Here is a 20,369-nt window from a genome sequence, read left to right as displayed (position 1 = left end):
TCCCGACCTTCCCCCTTTCAGGGGGAAGGAGAAGACAGGGCTGCGTGACTAGTTAACTTCGGCTTCGCGCAGGCCGCTCAGCCACAGCGCAAGCAGCGTCCACACCGCGCCCGACAGGAGATACGCACCGGCCGAGATCAGGCCGAAATGGGTGGCCAGCAGCAGCGCCGCGAGTGGGGCAAAGCCGGCGCCAAACAGCCAGGCAAAATCCGAGGTCAGCGCCGAGGCCGTGTAGCGATAGGTTCGCGCGAAGCTCGAGGCGATCGCGCCCGACGACTGGCCGAACGACAGGCCGAGCAGCACGAAGCCGAGCACCATATAGACGGTCTCGCCGACCGCGCCGGCATCGAGCAGCTGCGGGGCAAAGCCGCTATAGACTGCGATCGCGACCGCCGATCCCAGCAGCAGCGGCTTGCGGCCGACGCGGTCGGCGATCATGCCGGAGGCGATGATCGCGAAGACGCCGACCGCGGCGCCGATCATCTCGATGATCAGGAAGCGCACCGGGCTTTCCTTGGTGAACAGGAACACCCAGGACAGCGGAAACACCGTGACCATGTGGAACAGGGCAAAGCTCGCCAGCGGCGCAAACGCGCCGAGCAGAATGTGGCGGCCCTCCTGCTTGATGGTCTCGCCGACGCGCGCCGGCTCCAGATCGCGGCTTTCGAACAGCTCGGAATATTCATCCGTCGCCACCATGCGCAGCCGCGCGAACAGTGCCACCACGTTGATGGCGAAGGCGACGAAGAACGGATAGCGCCAGCCCCAATCGAAGAAATCATCCGCCGAGAGGTTGCCGGCGAAGAACGCGAACAGCGCGCTCGCCACGATCAGCCCGAGCGGCGCGCCGAGCTGCGGCACCATCGCGTACCAGCCGCGGCGATTCGGCGGCGAATTCATCGCGAGCAGAGAGGCGAGACCGTCCCACGCGCCGCCCCAGGCGATGCCCTGCGCGAGCCGCGCGGCAGCCAATAGCCAGATCGCCGCGACGCCGATCGTGTCGTAGCCGGGCAGGAAGGCGATCGCGACCGTGGAGGTGCCGAGCAGGAACAGCGCGATGACGAGCTTGGCGCCCTTGCCGTGGCGGCGGTCGACCGCCATGAAGATCACGGTGCCGAGCGGCCGCGCGGCGAAGGCCAACGCGAAGATCGCGAACGAATAGAGCGTGCCGGTCAGTTCATTGACGAACGGGAACACCAGCTTCGGGAACACGATCACCGAGGCGATCGCATAAACGAAGAAGTCGAAGAATTCCGAGGTGCGTCCGATGATGACGCCGATGGCGATTTCGCCGGGTTTCGCCTGCCCGCGACCTGATGCCGTCGGGGTGCCGTGAGCCATTGCTGGGGCCTGTGCCATCGCCGGAGACCGTCCTTCAAGATGAGGCCACGGGCAGAATTTGCCACGCGGTCCACTTCACCTTCTGACCTCCTATCCCGCAGTGCAACATTGGACAAATTGTCCAATGTCAACTTTGCTGCATCGCAGCTACCCGTTGGCGGAACTCATAAAATTCCAGCCGATCCCTTGGGGGTGAGCCGTGCGCGCCTTGAAATTATTGGCCTTATTGCCGTTCGCGGCGTTCCTTGGCGGGTGCGATTTCGTCGTCCTGGCGCCCGCCGGCGACATCGCCGCCCAGCAGCGCGACCTCGTCGTGATCTCCACCATCCTGATGCTCGTGATCGTGCTTCCGGTGATGGCGCTGACCATCTTCTTCGCCTGGCGCTACCGGCATTCCAATACCGAAGCACCCTACGAGCCGGAGTGGGATCACTCGACCCAGCTCGAGCTCGTGATCTGGTCGGCGCCGCTGCTGATCATCATCTGCCTCGGTGCGCTGACCTGGATGGGCACACATCTGCTCGATCCTTACCGCTCGCTCGGCCGCATCGCCGCCGACAAGCCGATCGAGAGCAAGGATGCCCCGCTCAATGTCGAGGTGGTCGCGCTCGACTGGAAGTGGCTGTTCATCTACCCGGATTACGGCGTCGCCGCCGTCAACGAGCTCGCAGCTCCCATCGACCGCCCGATCCGCTTCCGCATCACGGCCTCCTCCGTGATGAACTCGTTCTACATCCCCGCCCTCGCCGGCCAAATCTATGCCATGCCGGGCATGGAAACCAAGCTGCACGCGGTCGCCAACCAGGAAGGCACCTTCCGCGGCTTCTCCGCCAATTACAGCGGCGCCGGCTTCTCCGGCATGCATTTCGACTTCAAGAGCCTGTCGTCCCAAGGCTTCGACAAGTGGGTCGCCAACGCCAAGGCCAGCACCAACATGCTCGGCCGCACCGACTATCTGCAGCTCGAGCGTCCGAGCCAGAACGATCCGGTGCGGCTCTACGGCACCGTCGATCGCGATCTCTACAAGGCGATCCTCAACATGTGCGTCGAGCCAGGCAAGATGTGCATGAGCGAGATGATGGCGATCGACGCCAAGGGCGGCCTCGGCCGCGAAGGCCTCAACAACACCCTGCCGCTCACTTACGACAAATACGCCCGCCGCGGCGCGTCGCTCGGCTCTGAGCCGACCTTCGTCGCCGGGATCTGCTCGATGGACGAGATCAAGGACGCGCCGTCGCGTGACGTTCTCGCCCCGCTCGATCTGACGCCGCTGCGCGGCGTCGGGCTGAAGCGGCCGCCGTTCTCGCCCGCCCCTCCGTCATCGACCTCTTTGCTGCTCGGCCAGCGCCCGAAATCAGACTCCTGAGGAGCGCCGCATGAATCCCGATCTCATCAAGATGATCTTCGGCCGCCTCAATCTGGAAGCGCTGCCGTTCCATGAGCCGATCCTGGTCGGCACCTTCGCCGTGGTCGCGACCGGCGGCCTCGCGCTGTTCGCCCTCGTCACCTATTTCCGGCTCTGGGGCTATCTGTGGCGCGAGTGGTTCACCACCGTCGACCACAAGCGCATCGGCATCATGTACATGATCCTCGGCATCGTGATGCTGCTGCGCGGCTTCGCGGACGCGCTGATGATGCGGCTGCAGCAGGCGATCGCCTTCAACGGCTCGGACGGCTATCTCCCGGCCCATCACTACGACCAGGTCTTCACCGCGCACGGCGTGATCATGATCTTCTTCGTGGCGATGCCGCTGGTGACCGGCCTGATGAACTACGTGGTACCGCTGCAGATCGGCGCCCGCGACGTCTCCTTCCCCTTCCTCAACAATTTCAGCTTCTGGATGACGGTCGGCGGCGCCGTGCTGGTGATGATGTCGCTATTCGTCGGCGAATTCGCCCGCACCGGCTGGCTCGCCTACCCGCCGCTGTCGAATATCGGCTACAGTCCCGACGTCGGCGTCGATTATTACATATGGGGATTGCAGGTCGCCGGCGTCGGCACGACGCTCTCGGGCATCAATTTGGTGTGCACCATCGTCAAGCTGCGCGCGCCGGGCATGACGATGATGAAGATGCCGGTGTTCACCTGGACCTCGCTCTGCACCAACGTCCTGATCGTCGCCTCCTTCCCGGTGCTCACCGCGGTGCTGGCGCTGCTGTCGCTCGACCGTTACGTCGGCACCAATTTCTTCACGAACGACTTCGGCGGCAACCCGATGATGTACGTGAACCTGATCTGGATCTGGGGCCACCCCGAGGTCTACATCCTGGTGCTGCCGGCGTTCGGCATCTTCTCCGAGGTGACCGCGACGTTCTCCGGCAAGCGGCTGTTCGGCTACACCTCGATGGTCTACGCCACGGTCGTCATCACCATCCTGTCCTACCTGGTCTGGCTGCACCACTTCTTCACGATGGGCTCCGGCGCCAGCGTGAACTCGTTCTTCGGCATCACCACCATGATCATCTCGATCCCGACGGGCGCCAAGATGTTCAACTGGCTGTTCACGATGTATCGCGGCCGCATCCGCTTCGAGCTGCCGATGATGTGGACGGTGGCGTTCATGCTGACCTTCGTGATCGGCGGCATGACCGGCGTGCTGCTCGCGGTGCCGCCGGCCGATTTCGTGCTGCATAACAGCCTGTTCCTGATCGCGCATTTCCACAACGTGATCATCGGCGGCGTGCTGTTCGGCCTGTTCGCCGGCATCAACTACTGGTTCCCGAAGGCGTTCGGCTTCAGGCTCGATCCGTTCTGGGGCAAGCTGTCGTTCTGGTTCTGGGTCTCCGGCTTCTACTTCGCCTTCATGCCGCTCTACGTGCTCGGCCTGATGGGCGTGACGAGACGGCTCCGCGTGTTCGACGACCCGTCCCTGCAGATCTGGTTCGTCATCGCGGCCTTCGGCGCGTTCCTGATTTTGCTCGGCATCGGCGCCATGCTGGTGCAGTTCGCGGTCAGCATTCTCAGACGCGAGCAGCTGAAGGACACCACCGGCGATCCCTGGGACGCGCGCACGCTGGAATGGGCGACATCCTCGCCGCCGCCGGACTACAACTTCGCCTTTACGCCTGTGGTCTACGACAACGATGCTTGGTGGGACATGAAGCGCCGCGGCTACAGGCGTCCGCTCACCGGCTTCAAGCCGATCCACATGCCGTCCAACACCGGCACCGGCGTCATCCTCGCCGGACTGGCGACAGTCATGGGGTTCGGCCTGATCTGGTACATCTGGTGGCTCGCCGCCATAAGCTACATTGCGCTGCTCGCGGTCGCGATCGGCCACACCTTCAACTATCACCGCGACTTCCACATCCCGGCGGATGAGGTGGTGCGGACCGAAGATGCGCGGACGCGCGTTCTCGCCGCGGGAGCCCAGCCATGACCGTTGCTACCGTCTCCACCCAAAGCTCCGAACCGATCTTTCACGTCATCGACGAGCATGCGCATCCGGAATGCGCCAGCACCATGCTAGGCTTCTGGATCTACCTGATGAGCGACTGCCTCATCTTCGCGATGCTGTTTGCGACCTATGGCGTGCTCGGCGGCAACTATGCCGCCGGTCCGGCGCCGAAGGACCTGTTCGACCTCAAGCTGGTCGCGCTCAACACCACGATGCTGCTGCTCTCCTCGATCACCTATGGCTTTGCGATGCTGACGATGGAGAAATCGCGGATCGGCGCGACGCAGATCTGGCTTGCGATCACCGGGCTGTTCGGCCTCGCCTTCCTCGGCATCGAGCTCACCGAGTTCGCGCACATGATCCATGAGGGCGCGACGCCGCAGCGCAGCGCCTTCCTGTCGTCGTTCTTCACCCTGGTCGGCACCCACGGCCTGCACGTCACCTTCGGCCTGGTCTGGCTGGTGACGCTGATGGTGCAGACCGCGCGTTTCGGCCTGACCGAAGCCAACCGGCGCCGGCTGATGTGCCTCTCGATGTTCTGGCACTTCCTCGACGTGGTCTGGATCGGCGTCTTCACCTTCGTCTATCTCCTGGGAATGCTGCGATGACATCAGACTCTCACGCCCTGCACTCTGCCGCCGGCGATCACGGTCACCACGCCCACGATGGCGCCGCCCATGGCTCGCTGAAGACCTATCTGATCGGCTTCGGCCTCTCGGTGATCCTCACCGCGGTGCCGTTCTGGCTGGTGATGACCGGCGCCATCGCCGACAAGCAGGTCACCGCGCTGATCGTGCTGGTGCTCGCCGCGGTGCAGATCGTCGTGCACATGGTGTACTTCCTGCACATGAACACACGGTCCGAGAACGGCTGGACCATGATGGCGCTGATCTTCACCGTGATCATGGTAGTGATCGCGCTGACCGGCTCGCTGTGGGTCATGCATCATCTCAACGTCAACATGATGCCCCTGCACGACATGAGCCAGATGCCGTGACAATGCGGGGCACCCGAGGCCCGTCTTCACCTCTCCCGCTTGCGGGGGAGCGTAGGCCGCCGTCGGCGGCCGTCTCTGAAGAACGCCGAAGCAAAGCTTCGGCTATCTCGCATCGTAAGATGCGATCCGGGTGGGGGCTTTCCCCACTCAATGAACCTTCCGACTCGCGGCGACACCCCCACCCCAACCCTCCCCCGCAAGCGGGAGAGGGGGTGCAGTCCCGGCGCGGACGTTCGACTCTCCGTCGCTATTCACTGCTCACGCTCGGCATGCTGGGCGTGGTGCTGCTGATCGCGCTCGGGGCCTGGCAGGTCGAACGCAGGACCTGGAAGCTGGCGCTGATCGGGCGGGTCGAGCAGCGCATGCATGCGGCGCCAACAGCGCCGCCGCCTCCGTCGTCATGGCCGGCGGTCACCGCCGCGAGCGACGAGTACCGCCGTGTCACCGTGCGCGGCACCTTCCTCAATGCCGACGAGACGCTGGTGCAGGCCGTGACATCAGACGGTCCAGGCTTCTGGGTGCTGACCCCACTGCGCATGGCCGACGGAACCACGGTGCTGGTCAATCGCGGCTTTGTGCCGTCTGAGCGGCGCGATCCCGCGACACGGCGCGACGGCGAGCCGCAGGGCACCGTCAACGTCACCGGCCTGTTGCGGATCTCGGAGCCGAAGGGCGGCTTCCTGCGCAGCAACGACCCCGGATCGGGCCATTGGTATTCGCGCGACGTCGCTGCGATCGCAGCCAACCACGGATTGTCGAAAGTAGCCCCCTTCTTCATCGACGCCGATGCGACGCCCAATCCGGGCGGCTACCCCATCGGCGGGCTCACGATGGTGCGGTTTCCAAACAACCACCTGATTTACGCGCTGACATGGTTCGCGCTGGCCTTTATGCTGGCGGGCGCGCTCCTGCGCATCATCAGCGGCAGGGGCCGCGCCGGCGCTGATCCAGGGTGGGACTCAAGGCGCGCCGCCGTGCGCCGCCTGATCGGCGCAGCCCGCAATCTGTCTCGCGACACAGGCCCAGATGCTCGAGCGCACATCGGATCCGCATGACGAAAAGGCCGAGACCGGCACGGCCGTGATGCCGTCCGCCGTGAACGCGGCTGCCGGCATGCCGTTCGATCTCGCAGCTCCCGCCGACGTCGCCACCAACCGAAAGAACATGGCCCTGCTGGTCCAGCTGCGCTGGATCGCGGTGATCGGCCAGATCGCGACCATCGGCTTTGTGCAGTTCTGGATGGGCGTCGCGCTGCCGCTGATGCCGATGGCGGCCGTGATCTCGGGGCTGGTGGCGCTCAATCTCGTCAGCCTGCTGTGGCTGCGCTACCGCGCCGACATCAACAACCGCGAGCTCCTGATCGCGCTGACGCTCGACGTCGCGGCGCTCACCGTCCTGCTCTATCTCAGCGGCGGCGCCACCAATCCCTTCACGTCGCTCTATCTGCTGCAGGTCACGCTGGGCGCGGTGCTGCTCGACGCCCCTTCGACCTGGTCGCTGGTGGCGCTGGTGTGCATGAACTTCGCCTGGCTGACCAGCTACTACCGGCCGCTGGAACTGCCCCAGCAGGGCTTTGCCGATGCGTTCAACCTCCATATCGTCGGCACCTTCATCGGCCTCGTGCTCGACGCCGTGCTGCTCGTGGTGTTCATGACGCGGATCAACCGCAATCTGCGCGACCGCGACCTCCGCCTCGCGGCGCTGCGCCAGGACGCTGCCGAACAGGACCATATCGTCCGGATGGGGCTGCTGGCCTCCGGCGCCGCGCACGAACTCGGCACGCCGCTCGCTTCGCTCTCAGTCATCCTGGGTGACTGGCGCCGGATGCCCGCGCTCGCCTCCGATCCCGAGCTGTCGCAGGACCTCGGCGAGATGGAGATCTCGGTGCAGCGCTGCAAGACGATCGTCACCGGCATCCTGCTGTCGGCCGGCGAGGCCCGCGGCGAAGGCTCCTCGCCAACGACGGTCGCGGCCTTCCTGGCGGCGCTGGTCGAGGAATGGCGGACGTCGCGGCCGTCGGCGACGCTGTATTTCCGCAACGCCTTCGGGGCGGATCTGCCGATCGTCTCCGACATCGCGCTCAAGCAGGCGATCTTCAACGTGCTCGACAATGCCGCCGAGGTCTCGCGCGACTGGATCGAGCTGACGGCGGAGCGCGATCGCGACAGGCTGGTGCTGTCGGTGATCGATCGCGGCCCGGGCTTCTCGCGCGAGATGCTGGCGCATGTCGGCAAGCCTTATCAATCGACCAAGGGCAGCCCCGGCAGCGGCCTCGGCCTGTTCCTGGTCGGCAACGTGGTGCGTAAGCTGGGCGGCGTGGTCACGGCGCGCAACCGGCCGGACATCGGCGCCGCGGTCAGGCTCGAGCTGCCGCTTTCGACGCTCGCGATCGGAGACCATCTTGACGGATGAACGCCAGCTCCTGATCGTCGAGGACGACGCGGGCTTTGCCCGCACGCTGAAGCGCTCGTTCGAGCGCCGCGGCTACGGTGTCGCGGTGTCGGCCTCGCTCGACGAGGTGCGGCATCTCCTGGAAGTACAATCGCCCAACTATGCCGTGGTCGACCTGAAGCTCGCCGGCGGCGCCTCCGGCCTCGCCTGCGTCGAAGCGCTGCACGCGCATGATCCGGAGATGCTGATCGTCGTGCTGACCGGGTTCGCCAGCATCGCGACCGCAGTGGAGGCGATCAAGCTCGGCGCCTGCCACTATCTGGCAAAACCGTCGAACACCGACGACATCGAGGCCGCATTCCTTAAAGCGCAAGGCAATTCCGCCATCGAGGTCGGCGCGCGGCCGACCTCGATCAAGACGCTGGAATGGGAACGCATTCACCAGACCCTGATCGAGACCGATTTCAATATCTCCGAAGCCGCCCGCCGCCTCGGCATGCACCGCCGGACGCTCGCGCGCAAGCTCGAGAAGCAGCGGGTGAAGTAGGCGATAGAGGCCGACGACGCCAACGAGACACGCGAATGCGCGCCTGATTCAGCCGGCCGCCTCTCGCTCCGTCACGACATCGCGGCAACATCCGCCGCAGTGTCGATGTACTCCTGAAAACGGACCGCCTTTCCGTCGCGGTACTTGAAAACGTGGGCCCATTCGTTCGTTACGGTCTTGCCTGTTCTCTTTGCCCGCGCCGTGAGTGTGCCCAAGACCACGACGGTGTCGCCCTGCTCGATCATCTCACGCGGAGCAAACTCGCTGAACTCCAAATTCTCGCCGACCTGGACGAAGAAGTTTGCAATCTGCTGCTTTCCCCTAAAGGTCCCAGCCCAAGGCAATTTATCCTGGGGACCTGGTGTTATCCACGTGCAGTCGTCATCGATCAGATCCCTGATGAGCGCTGGAATGTCACCACGTTGAAAGGCCTCATAGCCCTTCCTGGTTGCCTCAACATTGGATGCCATCGGATTTCTCCTCTGCAAATTGATGGGTCATCTTAACGTCGATCCAATAACGGCAGGGCGGCCAGCATAGCATGCCGGGCACCGATTGCCGTCGTCATCCGTGAAACAACTCAAGACGATTCCGGTCAGGATCGTTTACGTGGCTGGCGCGGAAGCTCGAGAGAAGCAGCGGGTGAAGCGGCCGATGCAGTAGCCCAGCTAGCGAGCTAGCGAAGTGGAGAGTGCCTCGCCGTCACCCTGAGGAGCGCGCAGCGCGTCTCGAAGGGCGACGGCCCGGCTATTTCCGCGCGCACCTGCAAGCACTCGGGCCGTGCATCCTTCGAGGCTCGCAAGAGCTCGCACCTCAGGATGACGGGGCGTCTGCCTGTAGCCCGGATGCAGCGCAGCGTAATCCGGGGCCAATCGATCCGCGGATGGGCCCAACCCCGGATTTCGCTTCGCTTCATCCGGACTACGAATAGAGAGCCGAGTGGACGCAGCGTTGCCGCTTACTTCGGTGGCGTTGCAACGCTCGCCACAAAACAAAAAGCCCGGTCCTGCGACCGGGCTTTCATCTGAAACCTTGCAGCGCTGCTTAGGCAGCTTCGTCGGCGACGCTGGTATCATCGCCATCGCTGTCGAGATCCTCACCGTCGGCATCGCCCTCGCCTTCACCCTCGGCTTCGGCCTTGGCACCGCGGCGCGGGCTCTTGGCGAGCTGGCCTTCGATCTCCTTGATCGCCTCGGTCTCGGTCGAGTGCTGCACGACCGCGATTTCGCGCGACAGGCGGTCGAGCGCCGCTTCATAGAGCTGGCGTTCGGAGTAGGACTGCTCGGGCTGCGATTCCGAACGATAGAGATCGCGGACCACCTCGGCGATCGCGACGATATCGCCCGAGTTGATCTTCGCTTCGTATTCCTGGGCGCGGCGCGACCACATGGTGCGCTTGACGCGGGCGCGGCCCTTCAGCGTCTCCAGCGCCTTCTTGACCAGCGCCGGCTCCGACAGCTTGCGCATGCCGACATTGGCGACCTTCGCCGTCGGAACGCGCAGCGTCATCTTGTCCTTCATGAAATTGATCACGAACAGCTCAAGCTTGGCGCCCGCGATCTCCTGCTCCTCGATCGCCAGGATCTGGCCGACGCCGTGAGCGGGATAAACCACGAATTCATTGGCCTTGAAGCCCTGACGCTGGGTCACGACCTTCTTCTCTGCCGGGGGCGGCGCAGCGGCCGGCTTGGCGGCAACCTTCGGAGCAGCGGCGGGGACGGCAGCCTTCGGGGCGGCCGGCTTCGGCGCAGCAGCAACAGTCTTGGGGGCGGCCTTCGCAGCAGCGGGCTTCGCAGCTGCCGCTTTCGCGGCAGTCTTGGCAGTCTTTTCTGGCATCACGCTTCTTTTGTTCTTTGAGGACTTTGCAGCCGCCGCCTTCTTGACCCCCTTCACGGGCGCCTTGGCACGGCCCTTGGTTGCGCTGCGGGCAACGACAGCGGCTTTTTTCGTCGTCTTTGAAGCACTCTTTTTACGCGTTTTCTGTGACACAGCCTGCGCGCGGAAACTGCCGCGCCCCTGTTCGATGTTTGCGGGAACCTCGAAGCCACAAGGTACGCATGGCAGGGGTTCTTGGCCTGTAATGTGCCAGATATAGCACATTTTCCGCAAAAATCAATGATTTACGCCCGATTCCGGGCATAACAGGGGACCCTCAGGTCATATGTCCGTCATTAGGGTTAAATCGGCGGGTCGGACGGAGGGCCGCGGCGGTCCAAGCCCGCCCTTATCGGGGTAGTCCCGAGGGTGACAGGCGAACTCAGTCGCCGCTGCCCGGATTCGCAGAAAAATATTCCTCGAACTTGCCTTCCTTGCCTTCCCACTCCTTGGCGTCCTCGGGCGAGTCCTTCTTCTGGGTGATGTTCGGCCAGCTCTTGGCGTAGTCCCGGTTGACCTCAAGCCACTTTTCCAGCCCCGGCTCGGTGTCCGGCTTGATGGCGTCAGCCGGGCATTCCGGCTCGCACACGCCGCAATCGATGCATTCGTCCGGATGGATGACCAGCATGTTCTCGCCCTCGTAGAAGCAATCGACGGGGCAGACCTCGACGCAGTCGGTATATTTGCACTTGATGCAGGCTTCAGTGACGACGTAGGTCATCCAAAACTCCGAAACGATCCACTTTTTCCGGGGTTGCGTAGCGCAGGAATACCGCAGCCGCAAGGAATTGCTGGTCCTAACCCGTCCTATTCGTGAGAGTGCTTTTTTTAGTCCGATTGATGTGGCCGCACATCTGCTCTGACGAGGCGCGCGGGATTGCCTTCGGCTTTTCACCGCCTGACGACCCGTACTTTGCAACGCGCTTGAGGGATGGGTTGGGCGAACGGGGGGCGGACGCCCCGCCGGTCAAGGACCGAGCGGCAGCAGCGCGCCTGGCAAGCCGCGGATCAGGTCGGCTTCGGGACATGCCGCGGCAAACGCAAGGCGAATGCGGCTCGTGGTCTCGACGACACGGGCAGCGAGTTTCAAGAGACGAAGACGCAGCGTCGCGAACTCGGCTGTGGCCAATTCCCGGGCTTTGGGAATCGCGTCGCGCACGGTCAGCATCAGCCAATAAGCGGCGGTGTGGAGAACGAGGCGGACTTGATTGGCGAGCGCCGAACGGCAGCTGGTGCGATCGGAGGCGAGCTGTGTCTTATGCAGCTTGATCAGATTCTCGGCTTGGCCGCGCGCGCAATACAGGCTGTCGTAGATCCACTCGGCCGAGCCGACATCGAGGCTGGTGACGACGAAACGGATGTCGAGGCCGAGCATCGTCGCCTCAATACGGGCGACGGTACGCCGTTCGCGATCCCAGGACTTGGCCTTGTGGCGCGTCTCGGTATAGCCACGCAGAACCGGCAGGTTCTCGATGGCGCGTCGCGTGCGGATGTCGTCGGCGGCCTCGTCGAGTTTTCTGGCGAGCGGCTTGGTGCCGGACAGACCGAAGATGTAGTCGATGCCGTTGGTCTCGCACCACGCCATTGCCTCCGGCCGGGCATAGTGCCCGTCGCCACGGAACGTAATTCGCGTGTTGTGCCACCGCGTCCGGATATGCCGTATCAGGCGGCGCAGATGGGCACGCACCTCGACGCCGCCCGGCGTCTTGCCGGGCCGCAACACGACCGCCACGGGCCGGCTCTTCTCCGTGTCGTAGACGTGGATCGGCAGGAAGCAGCGTTCGTCATAATGAGCGTTGAACAGCGAGAGCTGCTGATGGCCGTGGACGACATCGCAGGTATCATCGATGTCGAGCGTGACGGATGCCGGCTCGCGCGGGTAGCTATCCATCCATGCGTCGACCAAAGTGTAGGTCAGTCGGATCACGTCGCGCAGGCGCGGAGCATTCTCCAGCCGCGACAGCGTCGGTTGGGAACACAGATCGCGACCCGTGTCCGGCAGCCGTCCGCAGGCCAGCTTGAATGCGGGATCGGACCGCAGATGATCGAGGTCGTCGGCGTCCTCGTAGCCGCAGCAGATCGCGAACATGCGCGCGCGGAACATATCGACAAGGCTGTGCACGACCCGCGTCGGATCGCGCCGATCCGGGAACACCCGGGCCAAATTGTCGGCCAAGCCGAGACGCCGCTCGGCCATCGCCAGAAGCATCACGCCCCCGTTCGAGGTCAGCCGACCGCCATCGAAGGCAGCTGTGACTTTCTTGGCGTGAACGGCTGGAAACGAGAAGGGCAGAATCGTATCATCGGTCATGGCGGGCCTGGCGTTCGCGGTTGAGGTGATGGGGTTGGCTTTGCAACCGAATCCTACGCCGCATCAGCGCTTTACACCACGCTCGCCAGCCTCTCAGGCGCACTCTGACGAATAAGACGGGCTAAATAGCTATTCCTTGCCTCCTTGCAAATCCTCGCAAAGCAGGCGCGCGGACGCGGCGTCGCCGCGCCGTTCGGCAAAGCCGATCACTTTCAGCACACGGACGCTGTTGTCGAGCGCGACGGTGACGACGTCGCCTAGCTTCACCGCATGGCCCGGCGATTTCTCGCGCGTGCCGTTGATGCGGACATGCCCTGATGCGACGAGTTCAGCCGTGCTGGCGCGGGCCTTCACCACCCGCGCATGCCACAGCCATTTGTCGAGGCGCTGTCGATCCAAGAGCTAGACCAAAAGTTGGGCTATTCCTTCCGGCCGGCGAGCTGCTCCTTCAGTGCAGCGAGCTTGGCGAAGGGCGAGTTCGGATCGATCGGCCGATCGCGCTCGCGCGGCGTGCTCGCGCTCGAGGCATAGGGCCGATGCGACGGGCCACCCTCGCGCTTGTCGCGCCCGCCCTTGTCGCGGCCGAAATCGCGGCCGCCGCGATCACGATCGCCGCCCTTGCGGCCGCCGCCGAATTTCTCGCCGCGGCGCTCATTGTCGCGATCGCGTCCCTTGCCCTCGAAGCGCTCGCGGCGCTGGCCCTTGTCCTCTCTGGTGTCGCGGGCCTGCGCGCCATCGGCCGGCGCGGCGGGGGCTGCCGCAGCGCCGTCAGCGGGTGCCGCGCCCGGACGCGGCGCGCGGAAATCGTGATGCCGGCGCGGACGGCGATGCTGCTCGCGCTTCTCGCCTCCCTCGCCGCCGCCCTCAGCAGCCTGCGCACCTTCGGCGGGCTTGTTCTGATGACGGCCGCGATTGCGATCGTGACCGCGATGATGCGGCCGGCGTTCTCCATCGGAGCGGCCGCCGGGACGCCAGACTTCGACCAATTGCGGCTCGGCCGGCGTTTCCGCGGCTGCGGGAGCGGCCTCGGCGGTGTCAGCGTCAGCGCTCGCGGTCTCCGCGGGCGCCTCAGTGGCAGCCTCAGGCGTCTCTGCAGCGGCTTCCACGGCGGGCGCGGCTGCGACTTCAGCGGCGGGCGCTTCAGGAGCGGGTTCTTCGGTCGCGGCGGGCGCGTCGACCGGAGCGGCACGCTCCGCTGCGGCATCCTGGTGGGTCTCGATGACGACCGGCGTCGCCTCGCTGGAAACCACCTCGGCAAAGCCGACATCGGGCAACAGTGCGGCCGACGGCGCGGGATCGCCGGATACCGGCTGATCGACAGCAGCTTCGGCCTCGGGCGCTTCGGCCTCGGACGCAACGGTAGCCTCCACTGCATCGGCCGTGACCTCTGCGGCGGCGTCGGCCGGCGCCTCAGCGGCGGCGTCGACCGGCGCATCTGCGGCAGCGTCGACCGGCGCATCTGCGGCAGCGTCAGAGCTCGCTTCGACCGGCGGCGTCTCGGCGGCGGCCGTCTCGCTGGTCTCGACCGGTGCCACCTCAACCGCCTTCGGCGGCAGCGGCGGACGGCGGTCCATGCGATAGCCGAGCGCGCGCAGGATCGAGGCAAAGTCCTCGCCTGCCGAACCAGTCAGCGAGGTCATCGCCTGCGTCACGACAAAGCCGCGGCCGTCGAAGGCGCCTGTGGGCTTCTCGCCCGGCGAGGTCTCGCGCCAGGCCAGCGCCGGGCGGATCAGATCGGCGAGCCGCTCCAGGATGTCGACGCGCACCGCGCGCTCGCCGCACTGGCGATAGCCGAGCACACGATAGGCATCGCGGGCGAGCTGCTTGTCGACCGGGAACGAGGTGCGGCCGCTGGATGCCAGATGCTGCACGTTCGACAGCGCCGCCATGTCGACATTGTTCTGTTTCTCGGCCCATAGCAGCGAGGCCAGCGAGCGCGCCGCGGGCTTCAAAAGCTGCGGGAAGTAGATGTGATAGGCGCCGAACCGCACGCCGTATTTGCGCAGCGCTGCGCGCGAGGGCTGGTCGAGATCCTTCATCTCGGCCGCGATCTTGCTGCGCTCGAGCACGCCGAGCGCCTCGACCAGCTGGAAGGCAATGCCGCGGGCGATGCCCTGGATATCCTCGGCCTTGGAGAGTTCGAACAGCGGCCCGAGCAGTTTTTCGATATGCGTTTTGAGCCAGAGGTCGAGCCTGGTCTGCACGGCTTCGCGCGAGGCGCCGGTCAGCCGCTCGTCGGAGATGATGCGCAGGCGCGGATGCAGCGCGTCCTCGGCGGCGACCAGCTTTGCCACCGCATCGCCGGTCCAGCGGATGGTGCCGTCGGAGGTCAGCACGAACTGCTCGTCGGGCGCCGCACCCAGTTTCTCGGCGCGCGCATCGATCTCGCGCGCCAGCACCTGCTGGGCGGCGGCTTGCAGCGCCTTGGCGTCGCTGCCGGCCTCGGCCGCATCAGGTGCAAAGGTGAAACCATCGAGCCGGCCGATCACATGACCTTCCACGATCACTTCGCCGGTCTTGCCAATTTCCGTATTCAAAACTGAGTTCTCCCGCAGGCGGCGCATCAATACACTGGTCCGCCTGTCAACGAAACGCTCCGTGAGCCGTTCATGCAGCGCATCGGATAATTTATTTTCGAGATCGCGCGTGATCCCCTGCCAGTGCTCCGGGTCATACAGCCAGTCCGGCCGGTTGGCCACAAAGGTCCAGGTCCGGATCTGCGCGATCCGGCCCGATAGCGTGTCGATATCGCCGTCGGTCCGGTTGGCCTGGTCGACCTGGGCGGCAAACCATGCGTCAGGGATACGACCCTTTTGCATCAGGAAGCCATACAGGGTGGTCACGAGTTCGGCATGGGCGGCCGGCGACAGCTTTCGATAGTCCGGAACCTGGCAGGCCTCCCACAGCCGCTCCACCGCTTTGGCGCCATGCGCGAATTCGCGCACCTCGGCGTCGCGCGCGACGTGGTCGAGCACGCGCTGGTCCTCGGTGATCGGGGCCCGCGTCAGTGCCTCATGATTGGGCGCCTGCGCCAGCGACACCTGCAGCGCGCCGAGCGAGGCGAAATCGAGCTTCGCGTTGCGCCATTGCAACATCTTGACGCTGTCGAAGGTGTGGTTCTGCAGCGCGTTGACGAGCTCCGGCTCGAACGGCGCGCAGCGTCCCGTCGTACCAAACGTGCCGTTGCGCGTGGCGCGGCCGGCGCGACCCGCGATCTGGGCGAATTCGGCCGGCGTCAGCCGGCGGAATTGATAGCCGTCATATTTGCGGTCGGAGGCGAAGGCGACGTGATCGACGTCGAGATTGAGCCCCATGCCGACGGCGTCGGTGGCGACGAGATAATCGACGTCGCCGTTCTGGAACATTTCGACCTGCGCATTGCGCGTGCGCGGTGACAGCGAGCCCAGCACAACAGCCGCGCCGCCATGCTGGCGGCGGATCAATTCGGCGATCGCGTAGACCTCATCCGCCGAGAACGCGACAATTGCTGTTCTTCTCGGCTGCCGCGTGATCTTGCGGTCGCCGGCGAATTCGAGCTGCGACAGGCGCGGCCGCGTGACCATCGAGGCGCCCGGCAACAGCCGCTCGATGATCGGCCGCATCGTCGCCGCGCCAAGCAGCAGCGTCTCGTCGCGGCCGCGGCGGTTGAGCATGCGATCGGTGAAGACGTGGCCGCGCTCGAGATCGGCGGCGATCTGGATCTCGTCGACCGCAAGGAACGACACATCGAGATCGCGCGGCATCGCTTCCACGGTCGAGACCCAGAAGCGCGGCGCCTTCGGCTTGATCTTCTCCTCGCCGGTGATCAGCGCGACATTGTCGACGCCGGCGCGATCCGCGATCTTGTTGTAGACCTCGCGCGCGAGCAGCCGCAGCGGCAGCCCGATCAAGCCGGACGAATGCGCAAGCATGCGCTCGATCGCGAGATGCGTCTTGCCGGTGTTGGTCGGACCAAGCACCGCGGTGACGCCTGCGCCAGGCACGCGGTCATTTCCGAACGAGGATGAGAAAGCCATATTTTGCAGGTGTTTCTTGTTGCCGCGGTGTTGCGCGGATGCGCGCCTAAGAAGTCACCTCGCCCCGCCTGCGGGGAGAGGTCGGCGCAAAGCGCCGGGTGAGGGGGACCATCCGCGAGCAGCGCTCCTGGCGAGAGCCCCTCACCCCAACCCTCTCCCCGTAAGAGCGGGGCGAGGGAGAACAAGCAACGCGCGCGTCCAATTTCGTCACTCCAGCGCGATTCAACAATACGGCATCAGAATCGCGCAAAATCTGTCTCACAATGCGACGCTTTCTGCGCCCGGCTTAAGCTTCGGAACGACTCCGGAACGAATCGCGCCCGAATCGGTGACTCCATTCCAGGCCTGAAACGTTCACCGCAACATCTCGGGTGGGGCCCATGGCGGCGGCACTAGATCAAGTTTGAGAGGGCTCCACAAGCACAGGATATGCGGACTGAATTCCTTAAATTCCAGAGGGTGCCGAGTCGAATCAGAAGCAGGCAAGAGTCAACTGGATTCCGGTGACGTTTGTTGCATTCCCTGGACCGCGGTCACCTCCCCGATCCGTCATCCTGAGGTGCGAGCGCAGCGAGCCTCGAAGGATGCACGGCCCGGCCGGTGGCCGTCGATCCTTCGAGACGCGCTACGCGCTCCTCAGGATGACGGGTGGGCAGCGTGGCCGCGATCAGATCCGCTACTGCGTCTTCGCTACCCGCGGCGGCGCGGCTGTTGTGACGAATGAGGTGGCTTCCAGCATGGCCTGGCCGAGCGGGGTCGGGATCGTCATGCGGAACGGCACCAAGAGGCGGGTGCCCGCGATCGGCACGAAGGCGATCTCGATGTTGCGCTGGGCGGCGAGGTATTTGATCACGGGGCGATCCGGGATGTAGCCCGAGACCGGCACGAAATAGAGCGCGCAGACCAGCGCCGGGCCATGATAGCCGCGCTCGGCCTTGACGATCTCGACCCGCTTGAAATCGAGCTTGAGGTCGTAGCGCATGCGGCCGTCGAACACGCCGGCGCCGGAGCGGCAGACATCCGGGCTCATCAGTTCGGCATTGCCGGGCGCGCGCAGAAACGAGCCGGTCATCGGATCGAACACGCCCTTCTTCTGCGCGTCCGACACCGGCAGGCGGTCGGCATCGACCGGCGGCTCCGGCTCGATGGTGGATTCCTTGATGGCGCCGTTCACCAGCACCATCCGGATCGTCTCGGATTTCTTCGCGGTGGTGGTGGTCGCGGTGTAGGAATTGGCGACCAGCGATCCATTGACGACGCGGCCCTGCGAAGCGCCCGAGCCGCTGCCGCCGGAAAACGCCTTCAGGAGCCCCGCGGTGCCGCCCTGGGCCGAGGCCGAGAAGCTGTCGTCGCCGATTTCGATGGTCCAGGCGCCCTTGCCGACCGGGATACCGGCCAAGGTCGCCTCATACTTGGCGTCAAGCCGCCCCTGCGCGCTGGCGCGCTCGGCGCAAAACAGCAGGAGGGCACCAGCGCACAGGCCGATGAGCCGGCCGAGCGGGGGCAAAAGGGCAATCGTGGTGGTCACTTACGTACCTGACGGTCCTGCTATCGGCGCTCTGTGCGTTGTCCATCTTTGGCAGTCACATCGGCCGGACAACACGCGCATCTCTTATGGAACCAAGACTTGCAGCCGAATACGCCCTTTATATGGTTGCTATATCCGCCGGTAAGTGGCTGGAACGGCTTATGAACCGCCATTTCCCGCTGCGCCCATGCGGCGATATAATCTTGACGCTTGGGCGATCTGCCCCTATACACCCGCGGTTCCTGGAAAATGGACGCGAATTCAAAACCCCCGCGCGGGCCGCGTGATCGCACGCGCCGCCAGAGGCGGGGATGCAATAAGGATTTTGGTAATGTCCCGGCGCTGCGAACTGACGGCCAAGGGCCCCCAGACGGGCCACAAGGTGAGCCACTCGAACATCAAGACCAAGCGGCGCTTCCTGCCGAACCTGGCCAACGTGACCTTCATCTCGGATGCGCTCGGCCGCAACGTGCGCCTGCGCGTCTCGACCAATGCGCTGAAGAGCGTCGACCACAATGGCGGCCTCGACGCCTATCTGATCAAGGCCAAGGCCGAGGTGCTGTCGCCCCGCGCGCTCGATCTCAAGCGCGCGATCGAGAAGAAGGTCGGCAAGCCGGTGTTCGTGAAGAAGGCGAGCTGAGCTAGCTGCAAGCGCGAAAGCGCGGAGAGAGTTTTGAACGGCCGGGTCGGATGACCCGGCCGTTTTTGTTTTGGGCGAGCTTCCCCAAGAGTTAGTTAGGCCCCAAGGACCTCACCTCCCTCGGCCTCTCTCTTTGCGCTAACTCTTGCAGATCGCTTCTTCGCTGCAGCAGACGGGCTCCCGAGCTTAAGTTGATCGAAGAACACCTTGTTTCTGGTCTCGGCATCGCGAAGCATCTTCCTGTAGGAGATGACCCGTATGTGAGCGTTGTGGGGTGTGGACCAGCCGTAGTACCCATCACCATCTGGCGTTGGATGTTGAGCCAACGATCGTTGGAAGAGCCGTCTAGCTGACGACGTAAGATCGCAGACACCCGCCTCCAGTTTGACGGCGAGTTGGTCGAACTGCGAGAAATATGTCAATCGGCCTTTCAACCTATGGTTGGCTGCAGCGTAGACGACTGATTTCCCTTTGGTGCCCCCTGTGCCAAAAATCTAATTTCTCCAGAAATTTCAATACGACACACCCTGTCCAGTCCTCGCAGAGAAAATATTCCTCTTCCCCGGCACCCCAACTCAGCACTACAAACAGCGCGTCCCGCCTCCTCTGAGAGGGGCGTATCGCGATCGTCACGGACGTTGGGTGCGGGATGCGGTGGACGCTGTGGATGCGCTTGACGAGCGCGCCTATCTGCGGACGGTGAAAGCGTGTGGTCCTGACGCCCTAGGTGGTGTGGACTCTAAGGATTCCCTTTTAGGAGCAAATCAGATTCAAGGCTGCTTTTGGGGAGGCCGCCTTGGGTGTGATGGACCGTTTGGTATTGAGCGACGCGGCGTGGGAGCGGATAGCGCCGCTGATCATAGGGCGCCCCGATCAGAAGGGCTCCACCGGGCGCGACAACCGGATGTTCGTGGAAGGTGTGCTGTGGATCGTGCGTACGGGGTCTCCCTGGCGCGATCTTCCGGAGGTGTTTGGGGACTGGAACAGCGTGTTCCGGCGCTTCAGTCGATGGAGCATCAAGGGTGTTTGGTGGCGGATCTTCGAGGCGATGTCCGATGATCCGGACTTCGAATATCTGATCGTCGATTCCACCATCGTTCGGGCGCATCAGCACGCCGCCGGCGCCAAAAAGGGGGGTCTGAAGATCAAGCGGAAGATCAAGCGATCGGCCGCTCGCGCGGCGGCCTGAGCACCAAGATACATATGGCCGTTCGAGGCTTGGGATGTCCGGTGCGGTTCAAGCGTAAGCGCGCATTTTACTGCACAGGCTGCGCGCGCGGCTGGCCGCGGCGTCGCGTGGCGCCGGGGCCCAGCGGGATCATCGG

16 protein-coding genes and 1 pseudogene are annotated in these 20,369 nt (G+C 64.5%); 9 read left to right on the top strand and 8 right to left on the bottom strand.

Annotated elements, in window-relative coordinates; all coding sequences use genetic code 11:
* Positions 1-48: 48 nt before the first annotated feature.
* Positions 49-1,341: an MFS transporter gene (locus HAP54_RS16465; RefSeq protein WP_166301710.1), complete on the bottom strand. Its 1,293-nt coding sequence runs from the start codon at positions 1,339-1,341 to the stop codon at positions 49-51.
* Positions 1,342-1,540: 199 nt separating this feature from the next.
* Between HAP54_RS16465 and cyoA the strand changes: the two genes are divergently transcribed.
* The 7 genes from cyoA (at position 1,541) to HAP54_RS16430 (ending at position 8,674) form a co-directional block, all read left to right on the top strand.
* Entirely contained in the window at positions 1,541-2,707 is a 1,167-nt protein-coding gene (gene cyoA / locus HAP54_RS16460; protein ID WP_166301707.1) for a ubiquinol oxidase subunit II, read from the top strand.
* A gap of 10 nt (positions 2,708-2,717) precedes the next feature.
* Complete coding sequence (gene cyoB, locus HAP54_RS16455; RefSeq protein ID WP_166301705.1) at positions 2,718-4,721, top strand: cytochrome o ubiquinol oxidase subunit I; 2,004 nt, start codon at positions 2,718-2,720, stop codon at positions 4,719-4,721.
* Positions 4,718-5,347, top strand: coding sequence for a cytochrome o ubiquinol oxidase subunit III (gene cyoC, locus HAP54_RS16450; protein WP_166301702.1), 630 nt, complete (start codon positions 4,718-4,720; stop codon positions 5,345-5,347). Before cyoB ends, cyoC begins: the two co-directional genes overlap by 4 nt.
* Positions 5,344-5,736 carry a cytochrome o ubiquinol oxidase subunit IV gene (gene cyoD, locus HAP54_RS16445; protein WP_166301699.1) on the top strand — a complete coding sequence of 131 codons (393 nt, stop codon included), beginning with the start codon at positions 5,344-5,346 and terminating at the stop codon, positions 5,734-5,736. Before cyoC ends, cyoD begins: the two co-directional genes overlap by 4 nt.
* Before the next feature lie 269 nt (positions 5,737-6,005).
* On the top strand, positions 6,006-6,791 hold the full coding sequence (locus tag HAP54_RS16440; protein WP_166307932.1) for an SURF1 family protein: 786 nt from the start codon (positions 6,006-6,008) through the stop codon (positions 6,789-6,791).
* A gap of 28 nt (positions 6,792-6,819) precedes the next feature.
* Positions 6,820-8,148 (top strand): ATP-binding protein, encoded by a 1,329-nt coding sequence (locus HAP54_RS16435; protein ID WP_414646221.1) that lies wholly within the window; start codon positions 6,820-6,822, stop codon positions 8,146-8,148.
* Complete coding sequence (locus tag HAP54_RS16430; protein WP_166301693.1) at positions 8,138-8,674, top strand: response regulator transcription factor; 537 nt, start codon at positions 8,138-8,140, stop codon at positions 8,672-8,674. Before HAP54_RS16435 ends, HAP54_RS16430 begins: the two co-directional genes overlap by 11 nt.
* A gap of 71 nt (positions 8,675-8,745) precedes the next feature.
* On the opposite strand, the gene HAP54_RS16425 is transcribed toward HAP54_RS16430, so the two are convergent.
* The 7 genes from HAP54_RS16425 to HAP54_RS16395 form a co-directional block, all read right to left on the bottom strand.
* Positions 8,746-9,144: a nuclear transport factor 2 family protein gene (locus HAP54_RS16425; protein ID WP_029079623.1), complete on the bottom strand. Its 399-nt coding sequence runs from the start codon at positions 9,142-9,144 to the stop codon at positions 8,746-8,748.
* Positions 9,145-9,718: 574 nt separating this feature from the next.
* Positions 9,719-10,510: a CarD family transcriptional regulator gene (locus HAP54_RS16420; RefSeq protein ID WP_166301690.1), complete on the bottom strand. Its 792-nt coding sequence runs from the start codon at positions 10,508-10,510 to the stop codon at positions 9,719-9,721.
* 421 nt (positions 10,511-10,931) lie between these two features.
* Positions 10,932-11,270 (bottom strand): ferredoxin FdxA, encoded by a 339-nt coding sequence (fdxA, locus tag HAP54_RS16415; protein ID WP_166301687.1) that lies wholly within the window; start codon positions 11,268-11,270, stop codon positions 10,932-10,934.
* A gap of 246 nt (positions 11,271-11,516) precedes the next feature.
* Positions 11,517-12,860: an IS1380-like element ISBdi2 family transposase gene (locus HAP54_RS16410; RefSeq protein ID WP_166204320.1), complete on the bottom strand. Its 1,344-nt coding sequence runs from the start codon at positions 12,858-12,860 to the stop codon at positions 11,517-11,519.
* 129 nt (positions 12,861-12,989) lie between these two features.
* Positions 12,990-13,259 carry an RNA-binding S4 domain-containing protein gene (locus tag HAP54_RS16405; RefSeq protein ID WP_166301684.1) on the bottom strand — a complete coding sequence of 90 codons (270 nt, stop codon included), beginning with the start codon at positions 13,257-13,259 and terminating at the stop codon, positions 12,990-12,992.
* Positions 13,260-13,279: 20 nt separating this feature from the next.
* Entirely contained in the window at positions 13,280-16,876 is a 3,597-nt protein-coding gene (locus HAP54_RS16400; RefSeq protein WP_166301681.1) for a helicase-related protein, read from the bottom strand.
* Positions 16,877-17,552: 676 nt separating this feature from the next.
* On the bottom strand, positions 17,553-18,383 hold the full coding sequence (locus HAP54_RS16395) for a DUF3108 domain-containing protein (protein WP_175619793.1): 831 nt from the start codon (positions 18,381-18,383) through the stop codon (positions 17,553-17,555).
* A 352-nt stretch (positions 18,384-18,735) separates the two neighbouring features.
* Between HAP54_RS16395 and rpmB the strand changes: the two genes are divergently transcribed.
* Positions 18,736-19,044 carry a 50S ribosomal protein L28 gene (gene rpmB / locus HAP54_RS16390; protein ID WP_092120029.1) on the top strand — a complete coding sequence of 103 codons (309 nt, stop codon included), beginning with the start codon at positions 18,736-18,738 and terminating at the stop codon, positions 19,042-19,044.
* A 796-nt stretch (positions 19,045-19,840) separates the two neighbouring features.
* A pseudogene (locus tag HAP54_RS16385) lies at positions 19,841-20,283 on the top strand (IS5 family transposase); the annotation flags it as partial.
* Positions 20,284-20,369 lie beyond the last annotated feature (86 nt).

Source organism: Bradyrhizobium sp. 2S1 (assembly GCF_011516625.5).
GTDB lineage: Bacteria > Pseudomonadota > Alphaproteobacteria > Rhizobiales > Xanthobacteraceae > Bradyrhizobium > Bradyrhizobium septentrionale.
Note: the sequence above shows the minus strand (reverse complement) of the source record. Positions and strands in the feature narration are given on the sequence as shown.